A 24,260-nucleotide genomic window follows, 5' to 3' on the forward strand; every position below is an offset into this window, starting at 1 on the left:
ACGATGAGCGAGACCCAGCCCCGCCCGGCGCCCGGATCGGAGCAGGACGACGCGCACGAGCGCGACATCCTGGCCGAGATCCAGGCCGAGGTCGCCCGGGACCTCGCCGAGGAGCGCCCGCCCGCGGGCGGGCCGGCCTACCAGGTGGTCTCGGCCGCCGCGCTGCTCGTGCTCGGCCTCGTCGCGGCCTTCCTCGCCCACGGCTACGGGCTCGGCTCGCTGCGGCGCCCCGGACCCGGCCTGTGGCCGTTCATCGTCTCGCTCCTCGTCGTGGTCCTCGCCGTGGTGCTGCTGGTCGTGGCGCGTCGGCTGACCGACACCGAGCGGTTCACCCGCTCGAGCCTGCTCGTCCTCGCCGGCGCCGCCACGTTCGTCGGCCTCGGCGTGCTGCTCCCCGTCGTCGGCTTCGAGATCCCGGCCGTGCTGCTCAGCATCGTCTGGCTCCGCTTCCTCGGCGGGGAGTCCTGGCGCAGCACGATCGTCATCTCGGTCCTCACCACCGCGGCGTTCTACGGGCTCTTCCTCTACGGCCTGTCGGTCCCGCTGCCCCACCTGATCGCCTTCTGACCCGAGCGCAGGAAGAGAACCCCCCATGGACCTCAGCGCCTTCCTCGACGGCTTCGGCGTCGTCACCCAGCCCGGCAACCTGCTCTACTGCCTGATCGGCGTCGTCGTCGGCATGCTGATCGGCGTCCTCCCCGGACTCGGTCCCGCCGCCACGATGGCCATCCTGCTGCCGGTCGTCTACAGCGCGCACGACCCGGTCGCGGCCATCATCATGCTCGCCGGCATCTACTACGGAGCCCAGTACGGCGGCACCATCACGTCGGTGCTACTCCGGATCCCGGGCGAGGCCAGCTCGGTGGTGACGGTCTTCGACGGCTTCGCGCTCGCCAAGCAGGGCAAGGCCGGCACGGCGCTCGGCATCGCCGCGATCGGCTCGTTCGTCGGCGCGACCATCTCGATCATCGGGCTGACGCTGCTCGGTCCGCTCGTGGCGGAGTTCGCGCTCGACTTCGGCCCGCCGGAGTACGCCGCGCTGGCACTGCTCGGCGTGCTGCTGGTCGCCACCATCGGCAACGGCAACACCGTCAAGGCCCTCGCGGCCGCCGCGGTCGGCCTGCTCCTGGCGACCGTCGGCAGCGACACCTTCACCAGCGCCGACCGCTTCACGTTCGGCAGCCTCAACCTCGAGGACGGCATCGACTTCGTCGTCGTCGCGATGGGCCTCTTCGGCGTCGGCGAGATCCTCTACAACCTCGAGGAGCGCTACGGCAAGCCGCACGTCCCGGCCGCCATCGCCAACATCTGGCCCTCCCGCAAGGACCTCCGGCAGGCCGGCCCCGCCATCGGCCGCGGCTCGCTCATCGGCTTCGTCCTCGGCGTGCTGCCCGGCGGTGGCGCCGTGATGGCCTCGCTGGCGGCGTACGCGGCGGAGAAGCGGGTCGCCAAGCAGCCCGAGCGCTTCGGCCGCGGTGCCATCGAGGGCGTCGCCGGCCCGGAGTCGGCCAACAACGCCGCCGCCACGTCGTCGTTCATCCCCCTGCTGACGATCGGCATCCCGGCCAACGCCTCGATGGCGATGCTCTACGCCGCCCTGCTGGTGGTCGGCGTGACGCCGGGCCCGCAGCTCATCGACGAGCGACCCGACCTCTTCTGGGGCGTGGTCAACTCGATGTACATCGGCAACCTGATCCTGCTGCTGCTCAGCATCCCGCTCGTCGGCATCTTCGTCCGGATCCTGCGGGTGCGCCCGGCGATCCTCGCCCCGATCACCGCGCTCATCACGATCCTGGGCGTCTACACGATCCGCAACTCGGTCTTCGACATCTTCTTGATGATCTTCTTCGGCATCGTCGGCTACCTGATGAAGAAGACCGGCTTCGAGCCCGGCCCGATGGTGCTGGCGTTCGTCCTCGGCTCGCTCATCGAGTCGAGCTTCCGCCGCTCGATGCTGATCTTCGACGGCGACGCGACGGGCTTCGTGACCCGTCCCATCTCCGGCACGATCCTGGCCTTCGTCGTCCTGGTCATCGCGCTCCCGCTGATCAAGAAGGCCCTCCGCCGCACCACCCCCGCGGCGTCCACCCCCGACAGCGTCCAGCGAGAGGACTCCCTGCGATGACCATCGTGATCGGCTACGTGCCCACCCCTGCCGGCGAGGCGGCCCTCGAGGCCGGCCTCGAGGAGGCGACCGTCCACGGCGACGAGGTGGTGATCCTCAACAGCCCGCGCCGACGGACCACCGTCGACGGCGAGCTCATCGACGAGGCCACCGCCGACGAGCTGGTCGCGCGCGCCACCGCGGCCGGCGTCACCGCCCGCGTCGACCACTCCGACCACGGCGACGACATCGTCGAGACCTTCTCCCGGGTCGCCGAGGCGGCGTCCGCCCGCCTCGTGGTGATCGGCCTGCGCCGGCGCTCGCCGGTGGGCAAGCTCGTCACCGGGAGCGACGCCCAGCGTCTGCTCCTCGACCTCGACGTGCCGATCCTGGCCGTCAAGCCTCCCCGGTGACCGCGTGAGCCACAGCCGCGTCTCCCGGGTCGTCGTCACCCCGGTCGCCTTCGAGGACCCGCCGCTGCTCAACGTGGTCGGCGTCCACCAGCCCTACGCCCTGCGCGCGATCGTCGAGCTGCACACCGACTCCGGCCTGCTCGGGCTCGGCGAGACCTACGCCGACGAGACCCACCTGGGCCGGCTCGAGGCCGTCGCGGCCGCGCTGCCCGGCCACGACCCGTACGACCTCCACGGACTGCGCCGGCTCGTCACCGACGTGCTGGGCCGCGAGACCGGCGGGGGCGGCGCGTCGTTCGGCGGCATGCTCGACGTCGACTCGGCCGTCGACACCGTCTACTCCCCCTTCGAGGTCGCCTGCCTCGACCTGCAGGGCCACGAGGCCGGCGTGCCGGTGAGCTCGCTGCTGGGCGGCGCCGTGCGCGAGACCGTCCCGTTCAGCGGCTACCTCTTCCACAAGTGGGCCGGCCACCCGGGCTTCGCCGACGACGCCTGGGGCGAGGCGCTGACGCCGTCGCAGCTGGTCGCGCAGGCGCGGCGGATGGTCGACGGCTGGGGCTTCGGCTCGCTCAAGCTCAAGGGGGGCGTGCTGCCCCCCGAGGACGAGTGCGAGGCGATCGAGGCGCTGCGCGACGCGTTCCCGTCGATGCCGCTGCGGCTCGACCCCAACGGGGCGTGGACCGTCGAGACCTCGATCAAGGTGGCCGAGCGGCTCGCCGGGGTCGTGGAGTACCTCGAGGACCCCACCCCCGGCATCGAGGGCATGGCGGCCGTCTCGGCCCGCACGGACGTCCCGCTCGCGACCAACATGTGCGTCATCGCGATGGAGCACCTGCCGCGCGCGATCGCCCAGGACGCCGTGCAGGTCGTGCTGTCCGACCACCACCTGTGGGGCGGGCTGAGGAAGTCGGCACTGCTCGGCGGCATCACCGAGGTCTGGGACATGGGGCTGTCGATGCACAGCAACAGCCACCTCGGCGTCTCGCTCGCCGCGATGGTCCACCTGGCCGCGGCCACGCCCAACCTCACCTACGCCTGCGACACCCACTACCCGTGGAAGACCCAGGACGTCGTCGCCGACGACGCCCTGCCGTTCGTCGACGGGTCGGTGGCCGTGCCGACGGGCCCCGGGCTGGGGATCTCCCTCGACCGCGACCGGATCGGCGAGCTGCACGAGCTCTACCTGTCCTGCGGCGTACGCCGCCGCGAGGACACCGTCTACATGCGCTCCATCCAGCCCGACTTCGAGGTCAACACCTCCCGCTGGTGAGGTCGGGTCGGGGTCGAGTCGGCGCGTCCTGACCGCCAGCAGGGGTCGAGCCGGCGCATCCTGACCGGGTACCACCGACGCGCGCGACTCAATAGTCCTTGACTTATATAATTGGTGAGTGAAACTCTCGGGCCATGTTCGACGTTGCCAAGCATCTGGGCGCGGTGACCCGCGCCGTCGAGGACAGCACCCATGAGGGGACGCCCGTGAAGGTCGTCGTCGCCTCCCGCACCTACCCCACCGACATCGACGACCTCTGGCAGGCCGTCACGGATCCCGAACGCATCGCGCGCTGGTTCGCCCCGGTGTCCGGCGACCTGCGACTCGGCGGGCGCTTCCAGGTCGAGGGCAACGCCGGCGGCGAGGTCACCGCCTGCGACGAGCCGAAGCACTTCGCGATCAGCTGGGAGTTCGGCGACCAGACCACCTGGGTCGACGTCGACCTCGAGACGGCAGGCGACACCACCACGCTCACCCTGCGGCACGCCGCCGACGTACGCGCGAGCGAGCACTGGGCGACCTACGGACCGGGCGCGGTCGGCGTCGGCTGGGAGCTCGGGCTGATGGGCCTGGCCGAGCACCTCGCCACCGGCACGCCCATCGCCCACGAGCAGGTCGAGGGGTGGGGCGCGTCCGCCGACGGGCTGGCGTTCATGAGTGGTTCGGCGACCGAGTGGGGCGAGGCCGACGCGGCCTCGTCCGACGACCCGGCCGCCTCCCGCGCGGCGGCCGCGCGCACCGCGGCGTTCTACACCGGCGCCGAGCCCTCGGCCTGAGGTGCACGCGTTCGACGTCCTCGGCGACCCGGTGCGCCGTCGGATCCTCGAGCTGCTCGCCGCCGGCGAGACCAGCGCCGGCGAGGTGGCCGCGATCGTCCGTGGCGAGTTCGGCATCAGCCAGCCGGCGGTGAGCCAGCATCTCAAGGTGTTGCGCGAGCACGGCTTCGCGACCGTCCGCGCCGAGGGCACGCGCCGGCTCTACGCCGTCGACCCGACCGGCCTCCGCGAGGCGGATGCATGGGTGGAGCAGTTTCGCGTGTTCTGGGAGCACAAGCTCGATGCACTCGGCACCGAGGTCGCCCGCGGCAAGCGGCGCCGAGGCGGCGCGTCCTGACGCATTTCTCGGGTCGAGTCGGCACGTCCTGACACCTCCCGTCGAGAGGATGCGCCGACTCGACCCACCACAGCCGTCAGGATGCGCCGACTCGACCCACCACAGCCGTCAGGATGCGCCGACTCGACCCACCACAGCCGTCAGGATGCGCCGACTCGACCCACCACAGCCGTCAGGATGCGCCCACTCGACCCACCACAGCCGTCAGGACGCGCCCACTCGACACGGGAGGGGTCAGGTGACGCGGCGGCGGGTGTTGCCGAGGTGGAGCCGCATGGCGGCCCGGGCGGTGTCGACGTCGCCGGCGAGGACCGCGGCGGCGACGTTGTCGTGCTCGCGCCGCACGCGCTCGACGTGGGTGGCGTCGGTCATCGAGTACGGCTCGGCGAGGCGGGTGCGCGGCAGCATGATCATCATCGGCCCGAGCGAGCCGAGCAGGTCGGCGTAGAACCGGTTGCCGGTCGCCCGCGCGATGGCGAGGTGGAAGGCGAAGTCGGCCTCGACGGCGCCCACGTGGCCGGCGCGGGTGAAGCCCGCCATCGCCTGCTCGATCGCGGCGACGTCGGCCGCCGTGTGGTGCAGCGCGGCCAGCCCGGCCGCCTCGCTCTCCACCCCGATGCGGAAGTCGAGCATCGCCAGCACGTCGGCCTGCGAGCGGATCGCGGACGACTCGACGCTGAACGACGACGCCTCCGGCACCGCGAGCACGAACGACCCGCGGCCCTGCTGGGTCTCGACCAGGCCCTCGGCCCGCAGCCGGGTGACCGCCTCGCGCACGACGGTGCGCGAGACGCCGTACTCGTCGCTGAGCTCGGTCTCCGACGGCAGCTTGGCCCCGGGAGCGAGGTCGCCGGCCAGGATCTTGTCCTTGAGGCCGGCGACCACGCTCGCCGACAGGGTGCTCATGCCGAGAAGGTAGCGGTCTCCACCGTGAGCTCGCGCATCCGCTCGGTGAGGGTGAACCCGAGGCCCGGACGCTCCGGCACGAAGATCCGCCCGTCGCGGATCTCGATGCGCTCCTCGAAGAGCGGGTTGAGCCACTCGAAGTGCTCGACCCACGGCTCGGTGGGGTAGGTCGCCGCGAGGTGGAGGTGGATCTCCATCGCGTAGTGCGGCGCCAGGTCGAGGCGGTGGTGGGCGGCGAGGGTGGCGAAGCGGAGGAACGGCGTGATGCCGCCGATGCGCGGGGCGTCGGGCTGCACGATGCCGCGGTAGCCGGCGTCGACCAGGCCCATGTGCTCGTCGACCGAGGTCAGCATCTCGCCGGTGGCGATCGGGGTGTCGAAGGTCTGCGACAGGTCGGCGTGGCCGACGTGGTCCCAGGCGTCGAGCGGCTCCTCGATCCAGATCAGGTCGAACTGCTCGAGCTCACGGCACATCCGGCGCGCGCGGGCGCGGTCCCACTGCTGGTTGGCGTCGACCATGAGCGGGCCGTCACCGAGGTGCTCGCGCAGCGCGGCGACGCGGCGCAGGTCCTCGCGCCAGTCGGGCTGGCCGACCTTGATCTTGATGCCACCGATGCCGGACGCGAGGGAGGCGGTCGCCTTCTCCTTGATCTCCTCGACGGAGGCCTGGAGGAAGCCGCCGGAGGTGTTGTAGACACGGCACGAGTCCCGGTGCGCGCCGAGCAGCTTGGCCAGCGGCAGCCCCGCCCGGCGGGCCTTGAGGTCGTAGAGCGCGACGTCGAGCGCGGCGACGGCCTGGGTCGCGACGCCGGAGCGGCCGACGGAGGCGCCGGCCCACATCAGCGACTCGTAGATCTTGGCGATGTCGCTGGGGTCCTGGCCGATCGCGACCTCGACGACCTCCTTGAGGTGGGCGTACTGCGCCTTGCCGCCCGCGCGCTTGCTGTAGCTGAAGCCCATGCCCTCGAAGCCCTGCTCGGTCGTGAGCTCGACGAAGAGCATGACCGTCTCGGTCAACGGCTTCTGCCGGCCGGTGAGCACCTTGGCGTCGCTGACCGGGTTGGGCAGCGGCAGTACGACGTGGGACAGCGTCACGCTCCGGATGCGGTCGCCGGTGCCGGGCCCGGTGGCAACAGCCGACGAGGTGGCCGGGGCGGTGGGGGTCTGGGTCATGGGGATTCCTCGGGTCGTCGCAAACTTGTATGATGAGTCTGCAACTCATTACACAAGTACGTCAAGCCACGGTCAGGAGCACTCGATGACGCAGGTCCGCAGCAGCCGGCAGGTCCCGCGGTGGCACGACCTCGAGCCGTTCCTCCACCCGCGGCCGGTCGAGCGGACCGCCGTGGGCCGTCGGCTGGCGCGGTGCCTGTCGGTCGACGACGTCGAGCGGTTGGCCCGCCGCCGGGTGCCGGGAGCGGTGTGGGACTACGTCGAGGGCGGCTCCGACGGCGAGCACGCCATGCGCCGCAACCGTGACGCGTTCGACCGTGTCGAGCTGCGCCCGACCTCCTTCGAGCAGGTCGCCGAGCCCGACACCGCGACCACGCTCCTCGGCCGTCCCACGGCCGCGCCGATCGTCCTCGCCCCCACCGGCTACACCCGGCTCAGCCACCACACCGGCGAGCGCGCGGTGGCCGCGGCGGCCGCGCAGGCCGGGCTCCCCTACACGCTCTCGACCTACGCCACCACGTCGATCACCGACGTCGCGAGCGCGGCGCCGGGCGCGAGGAACTGGTTCCAGGTCTACCTGATGAAGGACCGCGCCGTGACCCGCGCGCACCTCGACGAGGCACGCGCCCAGGGCTACGAGGCGCTGATGCTGACCATCGACACGACCATGACCGGCATGAAGCGCAAGGACAAGCACAACGGCTTCGCGATCCCGCCCCAGCTCACCGCGCGCACGGTGGGCGGCATGGCGCGCCACCCGCGCTGGGTCGCCGACATCCTCACCACCGAGCCGCTGCGGTTCGCCACCTTCCCCGAGGGCTCGACGTACGCCCGGTGGGGGATGTCCAACGAGCTGCGCGAGCAGCAGATCCGGCCCGCCGACATCGCCTGGCTGCGCGAGCAGTGGGACGGCCCCGTCGTGGTCAAGGGCGTGCAGTCGGCGCGCGACGCGGTGACCGCCGTCGACGCGGGCGCGCACGCGATCGTGCTGTCCAACCACGGCGGTCGCCAGCTCGACCGCGCGCCCGTGCCGCTCGAGCTGCTGCCCGACGTGGTGGACGCGGTGGACGGGCGGGCGGAGGTGCTGCTCGACTCGGGCGTACGCACCGGGGGCGACGTCGTCGCGGCCGTCGCGCTCGGCGCCACGGCGGTGCTGGTGGGGCGCGCCTACCTCTACGGCCTGATGGTCGGCGGCCAGCGCGGCGTGAGCCACGTGCTCGACCTGCTCACCGGGGAGATGCGCCGCGCGATGAGCATGATGGGAGCGCCGAGCGTCGCCGCCCTCACCCCGGACCACGCGCGGCTGAGGGACCGATGAGGAGCGCCGGCTCAGCCGACCGGGGTCACCAGCTCGCCGCGCTCCAGGAACGCCGCGACGTTGTCGAGCACCAGCCGGGCCATCGCCTCGCGGGTCTCGACCGTGGCGCTGCCGACGTGCGGCAGCAGCACGACGTCGTCGCGCGCGAGCAGCGCCTCGGGCACGTGCGGCTCGTCGGCGAAGACGTCGAGCCCCGCGCCGGCGATCCGGCCGTCCTCCAGCGCGGCGACCAGCGCGTCCTCGTCGACGACCGAGCCGCGGGCGACGTTGACGAGGTGGCCCTCGGGGCCGAGGGCGTCGAGCACGTCGGCGTCCACCAGCTTGTCCGTGCCCGCACCGCCCGGGGTGAGCACGACCAGCACGTCGCTCGCGCGGGCGAGCGCGACCGGGCTGTCGTGGTAGGTCCACGCGACGTCCTTGGGGCTGCGCGAGTGGTAGTGCACGACCGCGCCGAAGGCCTCCAGCCGCTCGGCGGCGGCCGTGCCGATGCGCCCCAGACCGAGCACCCCGACGACGGCCCCGCGCACGTCGCGGGTCAACGGCATCCGCTCACCCCGGGCCCACGCCCCGCTGCGCACGAACCGGTCGGCCGCCGTGATCCCGCGCAGCACGTCGACGACGAGGAAGGCCGCGAGGTCGGCCACCGCGTCGGTGAGGACGTCGGGGGTGTTGGACACGACGATGCCGCGGCGGCGCGCCTCCTCCACGTCCACGTTGTCGTAGCCGACGCCGAAGTTGACGATCGCGCCGAGGTCGGGGAGCGCGTCCATCTCGGCCGCGCCGGCGCGCGCCCCGCCGCCGACCACCGCGACGCGCACGCCCGAGGGGTCGGACAGGTCGGCGAGCGACGGGGCGGCGTAGCGCTCGGCGAGCCACTCGCGCACGAAGGGCATCAGCCCTCCGAGCTGGACGACGCGGACCGGGTGCTGGGTGTCGGAGGTCACCACGCCATCCTTGCGGGGCCACGGTCGCCGCGTCCAAGACGGGCTGGCTATCGCACGATGCACCGGACGGGGGAGCGATGGACCTGCTGACCGGCTTCGCGACCATCCTGGTCGTGATCGCCGCCGGCGCCGGGCTCGCGCACGCCGGTGTCCTCGACCGGCGCTCGCAGCGCACGCTCGGCGAGATCGCGTTCTTCGTCGCCTCCCCTACGCTGCTGCTCGTCACCATCAGCCGGGTGCACCTGGAGTCGGCGGCGATCAACCTCGTCGCCTCGTCGGTGTCGCTGGGCGTCGTGTTCGCGACGTACGCCGTGGTGGCGCGGCTGCGCTGGCGGCTCTCCACGGGCCCGCTGCTGATCGGCGCGCTGTCGTCGTCCTACGTCAACGCGGGCAACCTCGGCATCGCCATCGCGGCCTACGTCGTCGGCGACATCACCGTGGTGGTGCCCGCGCTGCTGGTGCAGATGCTGCTGGTGCAGCCGCCCTCCCTGGTCGTCCTCGACCGGATCACCGGACGCGGCAACGGCGTCCGCGCGGTGGCCCGGCGGCTGGTGACCAACCCGCTCACCGTCGCCGCCGTGGTCGGGGTGGTCCTGGCGGCCACCGGGTGGACGTTGCCGCAGGTGGTCCTCGACCCGCTCGAGCTGCTCGGCGGCGCGGCGATCCCGCTGCTGCTGATGTCGTACGGCGCCGCGCTGAGGCTGAGCCCCCCGCTCGGCCGGGCGGGCCACAACGGCGAGGTGCTGCTGGCGAGCGTGCTCAAGCTCCTCGTCATGCCGGCCGTCGCCTGGGCCGTGGCCGCCGGCCTCGGGCTGGACGGCCGCGCCCTGCTGGGCGTGGTGATCACCGCGGCGCTGCCGACCGCCCAGAACATCTTCCTGCACGCCACCCGCTACCGCGTCGGCGAGGATGTCTCCCGCGAGACCATCCTGGTCACCACCGTGGCCTCGCTGCCCGTGGTGCTGCTCATCGCCCTCGTGCTCGGCTGACCCACCCCCTGAGGAGACCCCGTGACCGACCTGCCCGACCGCCTGCCCGCCCGCCTGCCCGACCGCCTGCTCGACCGCCTGCGCGACGCCGTCGGCGAGGCGCACGTGCTGAGCGCCGAGGCCGACGTCGCGCCCTACGTCGTCGACTGGACCGGCGTGCACCGCGGCAGCGCGCTCGCCGTGGTCCGCCCCGGCTCCACCGACGAGGTGGCTGCGGTGCTGCGCGCCTGCCACGAGGCGCGTACGCCGGTCGTCCCGCAGGGCGGCAACACCGGGCTGGTCGGCGGCGGGGTGCCGGACGGGTCGGGCCGCCAGGTCGTGCTGTCGCTCGGCCGGATGCGCGACGTGCGCGACGTCGACCCGGTGGCCGGGACGATCACCGTCGACGCCGGCGTCGTGCTCGCCGACGTGCGGGCCGCGGCCGCGGAGGCCGGACGGCTGTTCCCGATGTCGCTGGGCTCGGAGGGCAGCTGCACGATCGGCGGCAACCTCGCCACCAACGCCGGCGGCACGGCCGTGCTGCGCTACGGCATGACCCGCGAGCTGGTGCTCGGCCTCGAGGTCGTGCTGCCCGACGGCCGGGTGTGGGACGGCCTGCGCGGGCTGCGCAAGGACAACACCGGCTACGACCTGACGCAGCTGTTCGTGGGCTCCGAGGGCACGCTGGGCGTCATCACCGGCGCGGTGCTGCGGCTGTTCCCCGCCACGCCGCGCCGCGCCACCGCCTGGGTCGCGGTGCCGTCGGTCGCCGCCGCGGTGTCACTGCTCGCCTTCGCCCAGCAGCACGCCGGGGTGCACCTGTCGACGTTCGAGATCGCCAACCGCCAGGCCATCGACCTCGTCCTCGCCCACCTGCCCGGTGCGAGCGACCCCCTCGCCGCCCCGAGCGACTGGTACGTCCTGGTGGAGCTCGCGGGGTCCGCCGTGGACGACGGTCTCGACGAGGCCCTCGAGTCGCTGCTCGGCGCGGCGGTCGAGGCAGGCGTGGCGTCCGACGCGGCGATCGCCGGCAGCCCGGCCCAGCGCTCGGCGCTCTGGGCACTGCGCGAAGGGATCTCGGAGGTGCAGAAGGTCGAGGGCGCCACGTTGAAGCACGACGTCACGCTGCCCATCGCCCGGCTCGCCGCGTGGACCGAGGCCACGGCGCCGCTGCTGCAGGAGGTCTGCCCCGGGGTGCGGCCGGTGACCTACGGCCACGTCGGCGACGGCAACCTGCACTACAACCTCAACGCCCCCCTGACCGACGGTCGCAGCGACGACGACGCGCTGCGCGCCGCGGCCGCCGACCTGACCGCGACGATCTACGACACGGTCGCTCGCGAGGACGGCTCGATCAGCGCCGAGCACGGCCTCGGTCGCACCAAGGCGGCCGCGGCGGCGTCCTACAAGTCGGACGTCGAGGTCGACCTGATGCGCGCGGTCAAGCAGGCCCTCGACCCGGCCGGCCTGATGAACCCCGGGGTGCTGCTCCCGCCCGGCTCGTAGGCCCCGATCCACACCCCGACCTAGGGTGGCGCCATGAAGGCACAGACCCTCGGTCGCGTCCTGCTCGGCTCGGCGATGGTGGGCGCGGGGGTGATGCACCTGACCACGCAGCGCGAGGAGTTCCAGGCGCAGGTCCCCGACTGGTTCCCGGTCGACGAGGACCTCACCGTGCTCGGCTCCGGTGTCGTGGAGATCGCGCTGGGCGGCGCGTTCGTCGCGCTGCCGAGGCACCGGCGCACGATCGGCGCGCTGATGGCCGCCTTCTTCGTCGCGATCTTCCCCGGCAACATCGCGCAGTACGTCGAGGGCACCGACGCGTTCGGGCTCGACACCGACCGCGCGCGGCTGGTGCGGCTGTTCTTCCAACCGCTGCTCGTCGTGTGGGCGCTCTGGGCCGGCGGGATGCTCGGCCGGCGCCGCCCGGTCGTCGCCGAGCGGGAGCAGCGCGAGGAGGTCGAGACGGGCGAATAGCCCGCCCGGCGCGGGTTTGCGGCGCGCCACGCGGGGCACGAAGGGTCCGACAGAGAGGGGGACTCCGTGCCCATCACCGTGCCCATCCGCAGGAGCACCAGCAGGACACTCGTCGGCGTCGCCGGCCTGTGCGCCCTTGCCCTGACCGCCACCATGGTGCCCGCCACCACCGCCAGCGCGTCCCGCGGCGACGACCAGCGAGCCGTCGAGCTGCTCGGCCCCGCCGGGACCGGCCGCCAGGCCGATGCAGAGTCTCGGGCGGCAGCCGACGAGCGCTCGCGTCCCGTCGACGTCGACGCGGCCGCGCTCGACGACGTACGAGCCGGTGACCGCATCAGCCTGACGGTGTTCGACGACACCACGATCACCGCGGCCGTCGGCGACCGCACCTCCGCCGACGGCGTCACGTCGTGGACCGGGTCCCTCGTGGGCACCACCGGCACGTTCACCGCCGTGGAGGTCGACGGCGTCGTCCGGATGCAGGTGGCGTCAGCCGCCGACGGCACCTTCGAGGTGAGCAGCGTCCCCGGCGGCGGCTACGAGGTCACCGAGGTGCCGTCCCCGTCCGACGCCCACGACGACGCCGTGCGTCCCGCCGAGCAGGCAGCGATCCACGCCGACCACGCGCACGCCAAGGTCCCGGCCGGGCGCGGCGGCGATGTGCCGGTCGCCGCCGACGAGCCGTCGACCGTCGACGTCGCCATCGTCTACTCCGCCTCGCTGCCCGCGTCGGCGGGTGGGGAGGCCGCGATGCAGGCGCAGTTCGCCCTCGGCATCACCCAGACCAACCAGGCGTTCGCCGCCTCGGGCATCGGCACGCAGCTCCGGCTGGTCGGCACCCGGCAGGTCGCCGCGGCGCCGTACTCCTCGCTCGACGCCAACTACCGCGCGCTCGGCACGCCGGGCGACGGCGTGTTCGACGAGGCCCAGGCGCTGCGCGAGGAGACCCACGCCGACCTGGTCAGCCTGTGGCTCGGTGGTCCCTACCCCGCCGGCAGCTACTGCGGCCTCGGCTCCCTCGGCGGCACCAGCCCTGCCTACGACCCCGAGCGCGCGGCGTGGACGGTCGTGTGGGCCGACAAGTGCGCCACCGCCAACCTCACCTTCGCCCACGAGATCGGCCACAACCTCAGTGCCGACCACGACCCCGGCGCGTCCTCTCCTCCGATCGGCGGCGGAAAGCCCTACGCCCGCGGCTACGTCGACGTGCCGGGCAACTTCCGCACGGTGATGTCCTACCCGACCACGTGCCAGGGCTGCGCCGCCGTCACCCACTTCTCCAACCCCAACGTGGCCTACGGCGGCCGCACCACCGGCGCCGCCGCAGCCAACAACGCCCAGGCCATCAACGAGCAGATCGCGGCCGTGGCCAACTACCGCCAGTCGCAGATCTACCCGGGCGTGACCACCGTCGGCGGCAGTCCGCGCTTCAAGGGCATGGCCACGGCCACCACGACGCCGTGGTCGCCGACGGTCACCTTGGGCTACCAGTGGCTGCTCGACGGCGTCGCCGTCCCGGGTGCCACCACGAGCACCTTCTCGCTGTCGCGACGCGACATCGGCAAGAGCCTCAGTGTGCAGGTCGTGGGCTCCGCGCCCTTCTACCCGTCGGTGGCGACGGTCTCGGCCCCGGTCGTGGTCGGCAAGGCATCGTTCCGCACGAAGCGACCCAAGCTCCGTGGCGTGCCGCGCGCCGGCCGGGTCCTCTCGGTCAAGGTGAAGGGCTGGAAGCCCAAGCCGGCGAAGAAGAACGTCAAGGTCCGCTACCAGTGGCTGCGCAACGGCAAGGCGATCAAGGGCGCCAAGAAGGCCGCCTACCGCGTCCGCGCCAAGGACCGCGGCAAGAAGATCTCCGTGCAGGTCACCGCGAAGGCCAAGGGCTACGAGAAGGCACGGCGGTCCTCCAAGAAGGTCAAGATCCGTCGATGAACGCCCCTCGCCGGGCGGGTCACAGGGTCGGCAGCCAGTCGACCCGCCCGGCGAGCACGGCGTACCCCACGAACGCCCCCACGTCGAGCAGCGTGTGGGCGACCACGAACGGCATCACCCGGCCCCAGCGACGGAAGAGCCAGCCGAACAGCAGGCCCATCGCGAGGTTGCCGACGAAGCCGCCGAGGCCCTGGTAGAGGTGGTAGCTGCCGCGCAGCAGGGCCGCGAGGCCGATGGCAGCGGTGTCGCCGAAGCCGATCTGGCGCAGCCGCACCTGCACGAAGCCGAGCACCACGAGCTCCTCGAGCACGGCGTTCTCCGCCGCCGCCAGCACCAGCACCGGCACCCGCCACCACTCCCCCGGCAACGACTGCGCGACGACGGTGAGGTTGGTGCCGAGCGCGTAGGTCGCGAGGTAGAACACCACGCCCACCGACCCGACGCCGGCCGCCAGCCAGGCGCCGCGGCCCCAGTCGCGCCACGTGCTCCCGCCGCCGTCGCGTGCCCACACCTCGCGCAGCCGGGTGCCGGAGCGGACCAGCAGGTAGGCCGCCAGCGCGACCGGCACCAGCGCGAAGCCGATCCGCAGCAGCTGGTAGGTCAGGTCGAGCCACGGCCGGTCGGGGGCCAGCGAGTTGTTGAGGTTGGCCGCCTGCGACGACAGCGGACCCGGGGCGGTGAGCGCCGAGACGATGCTGACGACCGAATAGACCGCGCTGCGCCCGAGCGAGAGGAGCAGGACGATGGCGAGCTCGGCCCACAGCAGCGCCTTCGCCAGGTCGGGCACCCCGCCCGGGACGGGGGTGTCCCGCAGCCGCCACCACGGGCGTACGTCATCGGTGGTCGTCACGGGACCAGCATCCCCCAGCAGGCCGCGACCCCGCCGAGACCCCGCCGAGACCTCGCCGAGGCCCCGGCGGGAGCCGCCGGTTTGTCCGGGCCCGGCGAGGGCACACTGCTCCCATGCCCACCGGCCCCCGCACGCGCACGCCGCTCGCAGCAGTGCTCGCCACAGCACTGCTGCTGGGCGCGGGCTGCTCCGACACCCCCGGCGAGGGCGAGCGCGGGACCGAGGGCACGGGCGGCGGAGGTGCCGGGGGGAAGGGGACCAGCGGGCCGCCCGACGACACGGCGTGGACGACGAGCTCCGACCCCGTCGAGGCCGGCGGCCTGGTGTGGGCCTCCGGCGGCGTCGTCCACCTCTCCGACGGCACCACCGTCGACGTCGGCGGCCCGATGGCGACCTACGTCGTGGCCGGTGACGGCGTCTACTTCACCCCTGCCGCGAGCGACGCGGCCGCCACCGAGCACGGCTCCATGACGACCGGGCCCCTGCGCTTCGCCGACCGCGACGGGGTGAGCGACACCGGGCTGACGGTCTACGTCGAGTCCATCGGCAGCTCACCCGACGGGCGCTACGTGGGCTTCGTCGACGCCACCTCGGGACCCGCCGACCGCTTCAGCGGGCACCCCCGGGGCACGGCGGTGGTCGTGGACCTCACCTCCGGGGAGCGGGTCGTCGAGACCGCCGACGCGATGGGCGACCCGGAGCAGGACGACCTGGCGCGCGACTACGCGGAGGTCGACCTCGGGGTGCGCTTCGCCGACGCCGGGAGTGCGGTCGTCGAGGGGCTGGGCGACGTCCTCGTCTCCCTCCCCGACGGCGAGGTGACGCCGACCGACCAGTCTCCACGCAGCCCCGCCGACCCGGTCAGCCCGGACGGGGCGTGGTCGATCGACGACCGTGGCCTGGACGACCGGATCGTCTCGCGGGAGGGTCGCCCGGTGCCGGTCCGGACCGGCACGCCACGGCGAGACCTGCGGTGGTGGCTCGACGACTCGACCGTGGTCGGGATCGCGATCTCCGGCCCGGCGACGGGGCAGCAGATCGGTCCCGGCACCACCTCGACGCTGGTCACCTGCCAGGTTCCCGACGGCAGGTGCACCCCCGTCGACGGCACCACGGACGAGCGCATCCTCTTCCCCGTCGGCGCCGGCGACGAGGCACTCGACCTCGACCCGACAGGAGGTGGGTCGTGATCGACCCGGAGATCGACCACCGGCGCATCGTGTCGGGTGACCGGAGCGCCCTCACCGGCGCCTCGGACACCCTCGCCGACGTGGGGCACGACCTCGACGACGCCCGGGGCCGCATCCACGACGCGGCCGCCACGACCGACTGGAGCGGGCCGGGCGCCGTCGGCTTCCAGGCCCGCATCGTGCAGCTCGCCAACGGGGTGTCGGTCAACCGCTCCGCGCTCGCCCGGGCGCGCGGCGCCCTCGACGTCGCCGCGACGGCGTACGGCACCGCGGTGCAGCACGCCGACCACTACATCTCCTTCTGGCGCAACCGCCCCGGCGACCTCGTTCCCGTCGTCGAGCAGCTCCTCGCGATGGTGGTGCGCACCCGGCTCGTCGAGGTGGGCGCCACCTACGGCCAGCAGCTGACCGCGGTGGCGGCGGTGATCAAGGGGGAGGACGTCGACCTCGACAGCCTCGACGAGGAGACCCGCGAGTGGGTCGAGCAGGGGCTGGAGAAGAACAAGGAGTGGGCCGGGGAGAGCGGCAGCACCTTCGGTCCGCTCATCCCCAACACCCTCGCGACCGGCGACGATCGCGGGCTCATCCCGCAGGGGCTGGCCTACGACCCGCGCACCGGCACCTACGTGATGAGCTACTACACCCCCGACGGGAGGTCCACCCTGGCCCTGGTCGACTCCGTCACCGGTCAGGAGATCGGAGACGTCGACCTCGCTGGCGTCCACGACCCCTACGCCGACCCGCCCGCTCCCGGACCGTCGCACGCCGGCGGGGTCAGCGTGCACGGCGACCAGGTCATCGTCGTCGACAAGGGCACGATCTACACCTACTCGATGTCGGACATCCGGGGCCGGAGCAACGGCGGCAGCGTCAACGCCACCAGCGTCCAGGAAGGCGTCTCCGGAGGGTCCTACTCCGCCGTCCACGACGGCAGGCTCTACCTCGGCGACTACGGGGCCGACAAGCTCCACGTCTACGAGATGGGCCCGTCCGGGTGGCAGCCGGTGCTGGACGCCAGCGGCAAGCCGGAGGTCCACGACACCCCCGACAAGTCCCAGGGGCTGGTCGTGCGCGACGGGGAGTTCGTCTTCAGCACCTCTCCCAACCGCTTCGACGACGGCTCCCTCGTCGTCCAGGACCGCGACTCGGGCGAGCGCAGCGACCCCTACCCGCTGCCCACCATGGCGGAGGGGGTCGTGGAGGTCGACGGCAACCTCGTCACGACCTTCGAGTCGACAGCCGCGAAGTACTCCGACGACGGCAGCGACTGGGGCTGGGTCCCCGGCGTGCCGGACGACGACGACCTCTGGGCCAACCCCTACCTCGCGGTCACCCCGCTTGCCGCGCTCGGCCTGTCCGCGGACTTCGAGGTGCAGCCGGGCACGCTGCGCGAGGCCTCCCACGCCCTCGACAAGCCGAGCGGCCAGCTGTCCGCAGCGTCGTCGACGGTGCGCGGGGTGCGGGTCGAGGCGGCCGACCTCGGCGAGGTGCCCGGCGCGGCCGTCTTCGCCGCGGCCGTCACGACCCTGCTCGGCGCGGCGTCCGACAGCCTGCGCTCCGGGTCGAAGGCGGTCGCGCTCGCCTCCGACAACCTGATGGACTCCGCGCGCGACTACCAGCGCACCGACGGGGTCGTCGGCGGTGCCTTCCGCGGCCTCACGCCCTGAGACCCCCGGGGGGTCAGCTGAGCACGAGCCCGTCCTCACCCACGTCGACGGTGACCGAGCCGCCGTCGGTGACCTGGCCCGCGATCAGCATCCGGGCCAGCGGGTCGCCGATCGCCGACTGGATCAGCCGGCGCAGCGGTCGGGCGCCGTAGGCGGGGTCGTAGCCGGTCTCGGCGAGCCAGGCGCGCGCGGCGTCGGTGACCGAGATGCTGATCCGCCGCACCGCCAACCGCTTCTCCAGCAGCGCGAGCTGCAGGTCGACGATGTGCGCCAGGTCGTCCTTGGTGAGCGCGTCGAACATGACGACCTCGTCGAGGCGGTTGAGGAACTCGGGCTTGAAGTGCGCGCGCACGACGCCCATCACCGACTCCTTCTTCACCTCCGGCTCCATCAGCGGGTCCACGAGGAAGTGGGAGCCGAGGTTGGAGGTGAGGATCAGCAGGGTGTTGCGGAAGTCGACCGTGCGACCCTGGCCGTCGGTGAGCCGACCGTCGTCGAGCACCTGCAGGAGGATGTCGAACACCTCGGGGTGCGCCTTCTCGACCTCGTCGAGCAGCACCACGCTGTAGGGCCGGCGCCGCACCGCCTCGGTCAGCTGGCCGCCCTCGTCGTAGCCGACGTAGCCGGGAGGGGCGCCGACGAGCCGCGAGACCGAGTGCTTCTCGCTGTACTCGCTCATGTCGATGCGCACGATCGCCCGCTCGTCGTCGAACAGGAAGTCGGCCAGCGCCTTGGCCAGCTCGGTCTTGCCGGTGCCGGTCGGGCCGAGGAAGAGGAACGACCCGGTCGGCCGGTTGGGGTCGGCGATGCCGGCGCGCGAGCGGCGTACGGCGTCGCTGACCGCGGTGACCGCCTCGCGCTGGCCGATCAGGCGCTGGCCGATGACCGACTCCATCTCGAGGAGCTTGGCGGTCTCGCCCTGCAGCATCTTGCCGGTGGGGATGCCGGTCCAGGCCTCGACGACGTCGGCGATCTGCTCGGCACCGACCTCCTCGCCGACCAGCGGCTCGATGTCGGCGCCCTCGGCCCTCTCGACCTCGGCGATCTGCTTCTCGAGCTCGGGGATCTGGCCGTACTGGATCTCCGAGGCGCCGGCGAGGTCGCCCTCGCGCAGCTTCTTGTCCGCCTCGATCTTGAGCGCGTCGAGCTGACGGCGCAGCTCACCCTCGCCCTGGAGCTGGTCGCGCTCGCGCTCCCAGCGGGCCTCGAGGCCGCGCAGCTCCTCCTCGCGGTCGGCGAGGTCCTTGCGCAGCACCTCGAGCCGCTCCGCGGAGGCCGGGTCGGTCTCCTTCTGCAGCGCGAACTGCTCCATCTTGAGCCGGTCGACCTGGCGGCGGAGCACGTCGATCTCCTCGGGGCTCGACTCGTGCTCCATGCGCAGCCGGGAGGCGGCCTCGTCGATGAGGTCGATCGCCTTGTCGGGCAGCTGGCGCCCGGGGATGTAGCGGTCGCTCAGGGTGGCCGCGGCGACCAGCGCGGCGTCGGTGATCCGGACGCCGTGGTGCGCCTCGTACTTCTCCTGGATGCCGCGCAGGATCTGGATGGTGTCCTCGACGCTCGGCTCGCCGACGAAGACCTGCTGGAAGCGCCGTTCCAGTGCGGGGTCCTTCTCGATCCGCTCGCGGTACTCGTCGAGCGTGGTCGCGCCGATCATGTGGAGCTCGCCGCGCGCCAGCATCGGCTTGAGCATGTTGCCGGCGTCCATCGCGGAGTCGCCGCCGGCGCCCGCGCCGACCACGGTGTGCAGCTCGTCGATGAAGGTGATGACCTGCCCGCCGGCGTCCTTGATCTCCTCGAGCACGGCCTTGAGCCGCTCCTCGAACTCGCCGCGGTACTTCGCGCCTGCGACCATCGCCGCGAGATCGAGGGCCAGCACCCGGCGACCCTTGAGGGAGTCGGGCACGTCACCGGCGACCACGCGCTGGGCGAGGCCCTCCACGACGGCGGTCTTGCCGACGCCGGGCTCACCGATCAGCACCGGGTTGTTCTTGGTGCGCCGCGAGAGCACCTGGACCACCCGGCGGATCTCGGCGTCACGGCCGATGACGGGGTCGAGGCGACCCTCCTCGGCGGCCTGGGTGAGGTCGACGGAGTACTTCTCGAGCGACTCGTACGACGCCTCGGCGCTCTCGCTGGTCACCCGCCGGTTGCCGCGCACGGCGGTGATCGCCTCGCGCAGCCCGGACTCCGTCAGGCCGGCGTCGGTGAGCACCTTCTGCGCGCTCGACTCGACGGTCGCGGTGGCGACCAGCAGGTGGTCGGTGGCGACGTACTCGTCCTTCATCGAGCCGGCCAGGTCGAGGGCCGTGGCGAGCACCCGGGTCAGGGCGGCCGACGCGCTGGGCTGCTGCACGGTCGAGCCGGTGGCGCGGGGCAGCTGCTGCTGCGCGCGCTCGGCCTGGGCGAGCAGCGTGGCCGGGTCGACGCCCGCCTTCTGCACGAGGCTGCGGGTGGCGCCGTCCTCCTGCCGCAGCAGGGCGACGAGCAGGTGGATGGGCTCGGTGGTGGTGTTGCCGCCGGTGGTCGCGGCGAGCTGGGCGGCCTCGATGACCTCGCGGCTGCGGGTGGTGAACTTGTCGGCACCGAACTGGCTCAACTCTTCCTCCGTCTGCGTCGTCGTGTGGTGACCACTGTGGTCCCGTCAGTCCCAACGCGCCAGAAGTTGAGTCGATTCCCCTCAACTTCAGTTTTTTGCCGCCCGCTGCCGCTCGGGCAGCGGTCCGGGCCGGGTTCGGGTCGCCGGGGCTCAGGCGAACGGGTCGGGCAGCGCGCCCGGCAGGCCGGCCAGCAGCTCGCGCGCCCGCGCGGCGTGCTTGTGCTCGACCAGCACCTCGTACTTCGTCGCCACCACCTGCGTCACCGAGGAGAAGTCGCGCCGCCCGCGCGTGAACGCGTAGCCGATGAGGGCCCAGATCAGGCCGAAGGTGGCACCGATGAACGCCGTGCTGAGCAGCACCTGCCACAGGTTGGCGGTCGTGAACAGGGCGAAGACCAGCCCGATGAAGACGCCGAACCACAGCCCGGACAGCATCCCGCCGACGGCGATCTTCGACCAGGTCAGCCTCCCGGTGACGCGCTCGATCCGCTTGAGGTCGGTGCCCACGATCATCAGCTGGTCGACCGGGAAGTCGGCGTCGGCGAGGAAGTCCACGCTCCTCTGCGCCTTGGCGTAGTCGTCGTAGACCGCCAGCGACTGCGGGAACTGCAGCTTGAGCGGGGACGCGGGGGTCGGGGCCTGGGTCGACATGCATCCACGATACGACCGCCTGCGGGCAGGCTGGCCAGAATCTTTACCGAGCGCCTGTTTCATTCCGCGAACAACCGGGCAAGGGTGGTGCTATGGGCAAGCTGATCTTCGACAACCGAGCGGTCGGCGCGCTTTTCGTCTTCCTCCTCGTGGTCAACGCGTTCGCCATCCAGCACGGGTGGTACGGCGCCTGAGGACCCTCCCGGTCCCTCACCACGCGCGTGCGACGATCCCCGGGTGGCGACACCCGGGTTGAGCTCCGACTGCTCGCGCTGCTTCGCACTGTGCTGCGTCCTGCTGCCCTACTCCGCCGACGCCGGCTTCGGCGCCGACAAGGCGGGCGGGCGCCCGTGTCTCAACCTGCTCGAGGACGACGGCTGCCGCATCCACGCGACACTGCGCGAGGACGGCTGGCCGGGCTGCACGGTCTTCGAGTGCTTCGGCGCGGGCCAGCAGGTCTCGCAGGTGAGCTACGCAGGCGTGTCGTGGCGCGAGCCCGGCAATCCGCCGCACCGGCTGGCCGAGATGGGCGCGGTGCTGACGGTGATGCGCCAGCTGCACGAGATGCTCGCCCACCTCGTCGAGGTCGCCCGGCGCTCGCCCGACCCGGCCGCCGACGCGGTCCGCACCGAGATCGAGGACCTGACCGGCGCCGACCCGGAGACGATCCTGCTCGCCGACCTCGACTCCCTCCACGACCGGGTCGGGCGGCTGCTGGCCGAGGCCAGTGCGCGCGTACGGCGACCGTGGCCCGCCGGGCGGGACCACACGCGCGCCGACCTGGCCGGGCAGCGGGTCACCGGCGACCACCGCGGCTCGACCTTCCGGGGCGCCCTGCTGATCGGGGCGGACCTCCGCGGCGCCGACCTGCGCGACGCCGACCTCCTCGGCGCCGACCTGCGCGACGCCGACGTGCGGGGCTGCGACCTCTCGAGCGCCCTGTTCCTCACCCAGCCCCAGGTCAACGCGGCGCTCGGCGACGTCGCGACCACCCTTCCCGGCGGGCTGTCCCGTCCGGGCCAGTGGGGGGCGTGAGGCGCCTCAGGCGGTCAGCAGGCCGACGCCCAGGCTCGTCAGGCTGACCGCGAGGAGCGCCGCACCGGCGAGCACCAGCACGACCAGGCCGTTGGGTCGCGTGCGGCCGGGGCCCATCGAGGAGAAGAAGAAGCCGGCGGGCATCAGCAGCGCGGACACGGCCACGCCGGAGCGCGAGAGCCAGTCGAGCGCCCCGGCCTGGGCCGTCGAGTCCGCGAGCACCTGGCACACCAGGGCGAGGACGAGCAGCACCCCGGCGTGCGCGTGGCCGGCGCGGGCGAACCTCTCCTGGAACGGCGTCACCTCGACCGCGCCGCGCGCGAGCCTCAGCAGGTAGAGCCCGCCGGTCTCGACCGTCACCAGCGAGAGCAGCAGGATCCCGGCGAGGATCCGGGACTCGTCGGACAGGACGTAGGACGCAGGCTCCATGGTGACCCCTTTGGATAGTCGACTCTCCAATAATTGGACAGTATGGTCTCCAAAGCAACCCCTGAGGAGGACGTTCCATGTGGATGGCCGAGCTGGCCGAGCGCAGCGGCGTGCCCGTGCCGACCGTGAAGTTCTACCTGCGCGAGCGGCTGCTCCCGCGGGGCGAGGCGCGCGGGGCGACCCGCGCGTCGTACGACATGGCGCACGTCAGGCGGCTGCGGCTGATCCGGGCGCTGGTCGATGTCGCCGGCTTCGGGCTCGACCGGGTGCGGCAGGTGCTGGCCGTGCTCGACGACTCCCGCACCACGCTGCACGAGGCCCTCGCCGCCGCCCACCAGCTGCTGTCCCCCGAGCCCGACATCCCGCCGTCGGAGGAGAGCCGCGCGGCGGTGGCGGCGCTCCTGGCCGCGCGAGACTCGCGCGCCGACGTCGACGGACGTCACGCGACGGCGCTCGCCGCGGCGCTCGACGCGATGGCGCGCGCCGGCCAGCCGCTGTCCGCCGACGGGCTCGCCCGCTACGCCGCGGCGATGGCCGACGTCGCCCGCGCCGAGGTCGGCGGCGTGCTGGAGGACGACCGCGACGAGGCGGTGACCTACGCGCTGCTCGGCAGCATCCTGGCCGAGCCCGTCCTGCTCGGCCTGCGCCGGCTCGCCCACGAGGACGAGTCGCTGCGCCGCTTCACCGACCTCGCCCCACCCTCCTGAGCGGGGCGACGGAATACCTCCCGGTCCGGACGGGCTGTGCCTGGCATGACCGTTCCCCGTATCCAGCTCCACGACGGCACGTCCATCCCGCAGCTCGGCTTCGGCGTGTTCCAGATCGACCCCGCCGAGACGGCGGAGGCGGTGTCGCGCGCCCTCGAGGTGGGCTACCGCCACATCGACACCGCCGAGATGTACGGCAACGAGAAGGAGGTGGGTGAGGCGCTGCGCTCGTCCGGCGTGCCGCGCGAGGAGGTCTTCGTGACCTCCAAGCTCAACAACGGCTTCCACGAGCCCGCGGAGGCCGAGCGCGCGTTCGACAAGACGCTCGCCGACCTCGGCCTCGACCGCATCGACCTGTTCCTCATCCACTGGCCGCTGCCCACGCGCTACGACGGGGACTTCGTCTCGACCTGGCGCACGATGGCGTCCTTCGTCGAGGACGGGCGGGCCGCGTCCGTGGGCGTGTCCAACTTCCAGCCCGCCCACCTGCAGCGCATCGTCGACGAGACCGGCGTGGTGCCGGTCGTCAACCAGGTCGAGGTGCATCCCTACTTCACCAACGACGCGGTCCGCGCCGCCAACGCCTCCCACGGCGTCGCCACCGAGGCGTGGTCGCCGATCGCGCAGGGCGCGGTGCTCGACGACGCGGTGATCACCGAGATCGCGGAGGCGAAGGGCCGGTCGGCCGCCCAGGTCACCCTGCGCTGGCACGTCGAGCGCGGCGACATCGTCTTCCCCAAGTCGGTCAACCCCGAGCGGATGAGGGAGAACTTCGAGATCTTCGACTTCTCGCTCACCGACGACGAGGTGGCCCGGATCTCCGGGCTCGACCGCGGGGAGCCCGGGCGCACCGGCCCCAACCCCGACACGTTCGACTACATCCCCGGCTGAGCGAGCCGCTCCCGGACGCCATGACGGCAGTTCGCCCATCGGGTCGCCGCGCTGAGCGCGGCCTCCCAGATGGCGGTCGCGAACTGCCTTCGTGGTGGCGGCAGGACCGGTGCGCGTACTCATGCGCGCC

At 72.8% G+C, this 24,260-nt stretch carries 23 protein-coding genes; 16 read left to right on the plus strand and 7 right to left on the minus strand.

Annotated features, from left to right (window positions below; all coding sequences use genetic code 11):
* Positions 1-3 precede the first annotated feature (3 nt).
* The 6 genes from JX575_RS17650 to JX575_RS17675 all read left to right on the plus strand — a co-directional run bounded on the left by JX575_RS17650 (position 4) and on the right by JX575_RS17675 (position 4,900).
* Positions 4-567, plus strand: a complete 564-nt coding sequence (locus JX575_RS17650) for a tripartite tricarboxylate transporter TctB family protein (RefSeq protein WP_186339359.1) — start codon at positions 4-6, stop codon at positions 565-567.
* Positions 568-592: 25 nt separating this feature from the next.
* On the plus strand, positions 593-2,125 hold the full coding sequence (locus tag JX575_RS17655) for a tripartite tricarboxylate transporter permease (protein ID WP_186339360.1): 1,533 nt from the start codon (positions 593-595) through the stop codon (positions 2,123-2,125).
* Positions 2,122-2,517 (plus strand): universal stress protein, encoded by a 396-nt coding sequence (locus tag JX575_RS17660; RefSeq protein ID WP_186339361.1) that lies wholly within the window; start codon positions 2,122-2,124, stop codon positions 2,515-2,517. The genes JX575_RS17655 and JX575_RS17660 overlap by 4 nt, the downstream gene beginning before the upstream one ends.
* Positions 2,518-2,521: 4 nt before the next feature.
* The gene (locus JX575_RS17665; protein WP_186339362.1) at positions 2,522-3,787 is read left to right on the plus strand and encodes a glucarate dehydratase family protein; all 1,266 of its coding nucleotides are present in this window, start codon (positions 2,522-2,524) and stop codon (positions 3,785-3,787) included.
* A gap of 134 nt (positions 3,788-3,921) precedes the next feature.
* Positions 3,922-4,563, plus strand: a complete 642-nt coding sequence (locus tag JX575_RS17670; RefSeq protein ID WP_186339363.1) for an SRPBCC family protein — start codon at positions 3,922-3,924, stop codon at positions 4,561-4,563.
* Position 4,564: 1 nt separating this feature from the next.
* Positions 4,565-4,900 carry a metalloregulator ArsR/SmtB family transcription factor gene (locus JX575_RS17675; RefSeq protein ID WP_186339364.1) on the plus strand — a complete coding sequence of 112 codons (336 nt, stop codon included), beginning with the start codon at positions 4,565-4,567 and terminating at the stop codon, positions 4,898-4,900.
* A 234-nt stretch (positions 4,901-5,134) separates the two neighbouring features.
* Here the strand turns inward: JX575_RS17675 and JX575_RS17680 are convergent, their stop codons facing one another.
* Both JX575_RS17680 and JX575_RS17685 read right to left on the minus strand, forming a co-directional pair.
* Positions 5,135-5,806, minus strand: a complete 672-nt coding sequence (locus tag JX575_RS17680; protein WP_186339365.1) for a FadR/GntR family transcriptional regulator — start codon at positions 5,804-5,806, stop codon at positions 5,135-5,137.
* Positions 5,803-6,978, minus strand: a complete 1,176-nt coding sequence (locus JX575_RS17685; protein WP_241005233.1) for a mandelate racemase/muconate lactonizing enzyme family protein — start codon at positions 6,976-6,978, stop codon at positions 5,803-5,805. The genes JX575_RS17680 and JX575_RS17685 overlap by 4 nt, the downstream gene beginning before the upstream one ends.
* Before the next feature lie 85 nt (positions 6,979-7,063).
* On the opposite strand from JX575_RS17685, the gene JX575_RS17690 reads away from it, so the two are divergent.
* Positions 7,064-8,296: an alpha-hydroxy acid oxidase gene (locus JX575_RS17690; protein ID WP_186339366.1), complete on the plus strand. Its 1,233-nt coding sequence runs from the start codon at positions 7,064-7,066 to the stop codon at positions 8,294-8,296.
* Between the two features lie 11 nt (positions 8,297-8,307).
* Here JX575_RS17690 and JX575_RS17695 read toward each other — a convergent pair whose 3' ends face one another.
* The gene (locus tag JX575_RS17695) at positions 8,308-9,240 is read right to left on the minus strand and encodes a 2-hydroxyacid dehydrogenase (protein ID WP_222129341.1); all 933 of its coding nucleotides are present in this window, start codon (positions 9,238-9,240) and stop codon (positions 8,308-8,310) included.
* 77 nt (positions 9,241-9,317) lie between these two features.
* Between JX575_RS17695 and JX575_RS17700 the strand changes: the two genes are divergently transcribed.
* From JX575_RS17700 to JX575_RS17715, 4 genes are all read left to right on the plus strand, one after another.
* A complete protein-coding gene (locus JX575_RS17700; RefSeq protein WP_186339367.1) occupies positions 9,318-10,229 on the plus strand; it encodes an AEC family transporter in 912 nt (303 codons plus the stop codon).
* Between the two features lie 21 nt (positions 10,230-10,250).
* The gene (locus JX575_RS17705) at positions 10,251-11,714 is read left to right on the plus strand and encodes an FAD-binding oxidoreductase (RefSeq protein WP_206054442.1); all 1,464 of its coding nucleotides are present in this window, start codon (positions 10,251-10,253) and stop codon (positions 11,712-11,714) included.
* Between the two features lie 33 nt (positions 11,715-11,747).
* Positions 11,748-12,185, plus strand: a complete 438-nt coding sequence (locus JX575_RS17710; RefSeq protein ID WP_186339368.1) for a hypothetical protein — start codon at positions 11,748-11,750, stop codon at positions 12,183-12,185.
* A gap of 66 nt (positions 12,186-12,251) precedes the next feature.
* Positions 12,252-14,114, plus strand: a complete 1,863-nt coding sequence (locus JX575_RS17715; RefSeq protein WP_186339369.1) for a reprolysin-like metallopeptidase — start codon at positions 12,252-12,254, stop codon at positions 14,112-14,114.
* 19 nt (positions 14,115-14,133) lie between these two features.
* Here JX575_RS17715 and JX575_RS17720 read toward each other — a convergent pair whose 3' ends face one another.
* Positions 14,134-14,964: a CPBP family intramembrane glutamic endopeptidase gene (locus JX575_RS17720; protein ID WP_241005234.1), complete on the minus strand. Its 831-nt coding sequence runs from the start codon at positions 14,962-14,964 to the stop codon at positions 14,134-14,136.
* A gap of 113 nt (positions 14,965-15,077) precedes the next feature.
* Here JX575_RS17720 and JX575_RS17725 point away from each other — a divergent pair, with 113 nt between their 5' ends.
* Complete coding sequence (locus JX575_RS17725) at positions 15,078-16,154, plus strand: hypothetical protein (protein WP_186339370.1); 1,077 nt, start codon at positions 15,078-15,080, stop codon at positions 16,152-16,154.
* Positions 16,151-17,821, plus strand: coding sequence for a hypothetical protein (locus JX575_RS17730; RefSeq protein WP_186339371.1), 1,671 nt, complete (start codon positions 16,151-16,153; stop codon positions 17,819-17,821). Before JX575_RS17725 ends, JX575_RS17730 begins: the two co-directional genes overlap by 4 nt.
* A gap of 13 nt (positions 17,822-17,834) precedes the next feature.
* Here JX575_RS17730 and clpB read toward each other — a convergent pair whose 3' ends face one another.
* Positions 17,835-20,417: an ATP-dependent chaperone ClpB gene (clpB, locus tag JX575_RS17735; protein ID WP_186339372.1), complete on the minus strand. Its 2,583-nt coding sequence runs from the start codon at positions 20,415-20,417 to the stop codon at positions 17,835-17,837.
* A 150-nt stretch (positions 20,418-20,567) separates the two neighbouring features.
* The gene (locus tag JX575_RS17740) at positions 20,568-21,068 is read right to left on the minus strand and encodes a general stress protein (protein WP_186339373.1); all 501 of its coding nucleotides are present in this window, start codon (positions 21,066-21,068) and stop codon (positions 20,568-20,570) included.
* 237 nt (positions 21,069-21,305) lie between these two features.
* On the opposite strand from JX575_RS17740, the gene JX575_RS17745 reads away from it, so the two are divergent.
* Entirely contained in the window at positions 21,306-22,103 is a 798-nt protein-coding gene (locus JX575_RS17745) for a pentapeptide repeat-containing protein (protein WP_186339374.1), read from the plus strand.
* Between the two features lie 6 nt (positions 22,104-22,109).
* Here JX575_RS17745 and JX575_RS17750 read toward each other — a convergent pair whose 3' ends face one another.
* On the minus strand, positions 22,110-22,532 hold the full coding sequence (locus JX575_RS17750; RefSeq protein WP_186339375.1) for a hypothetical protein: 423 nt from the start codon (positions 22,530-22,532) through the stop codon (positions 22,110-22,112).
* A 77-nt stretch (positions 22,533-22,609) separates the two neighbouring features.
* On the opposite strand from JX575_RS17750, the gene JX575_RS17755 reads away from it, so the two are divergent.
* Together JX575_RS17755 and JX575_RS17760 are read left to right on the plus strand one after the other, a co-directional pair.
* A complete protein-coding gene (locus tag JX575_RS17755; RefSeq protein WP_186339376.1) occupies positions 22,610-23,239 on the plus strand; it encodes a MerR family transcriptional regulator in 630 nt (209 codons plus the stop codon).
* Between the two features lie 45 nt (positions 23,240-23,284).
* Positions 23,285-24,130, plus strand: coding sequence for an aldo/keto reductase (locus JX575_RS17760; RefSeq protein WP_186339377.1), 846 nt, complete (start codon positions 23,285-23,287; stop codon positions 24,128-24,130).
* Positions 24,131-24,260: the final 130 nt, after the last annotated feature.

The organism is Nocardioides sp. zg-1228 (assembly GCF_017086465.1).
GTDB lineage: Bacteria > Actinomycetota > Actinomycetes > Propionibacteriales > Nocardioidaceae > Nocardioides.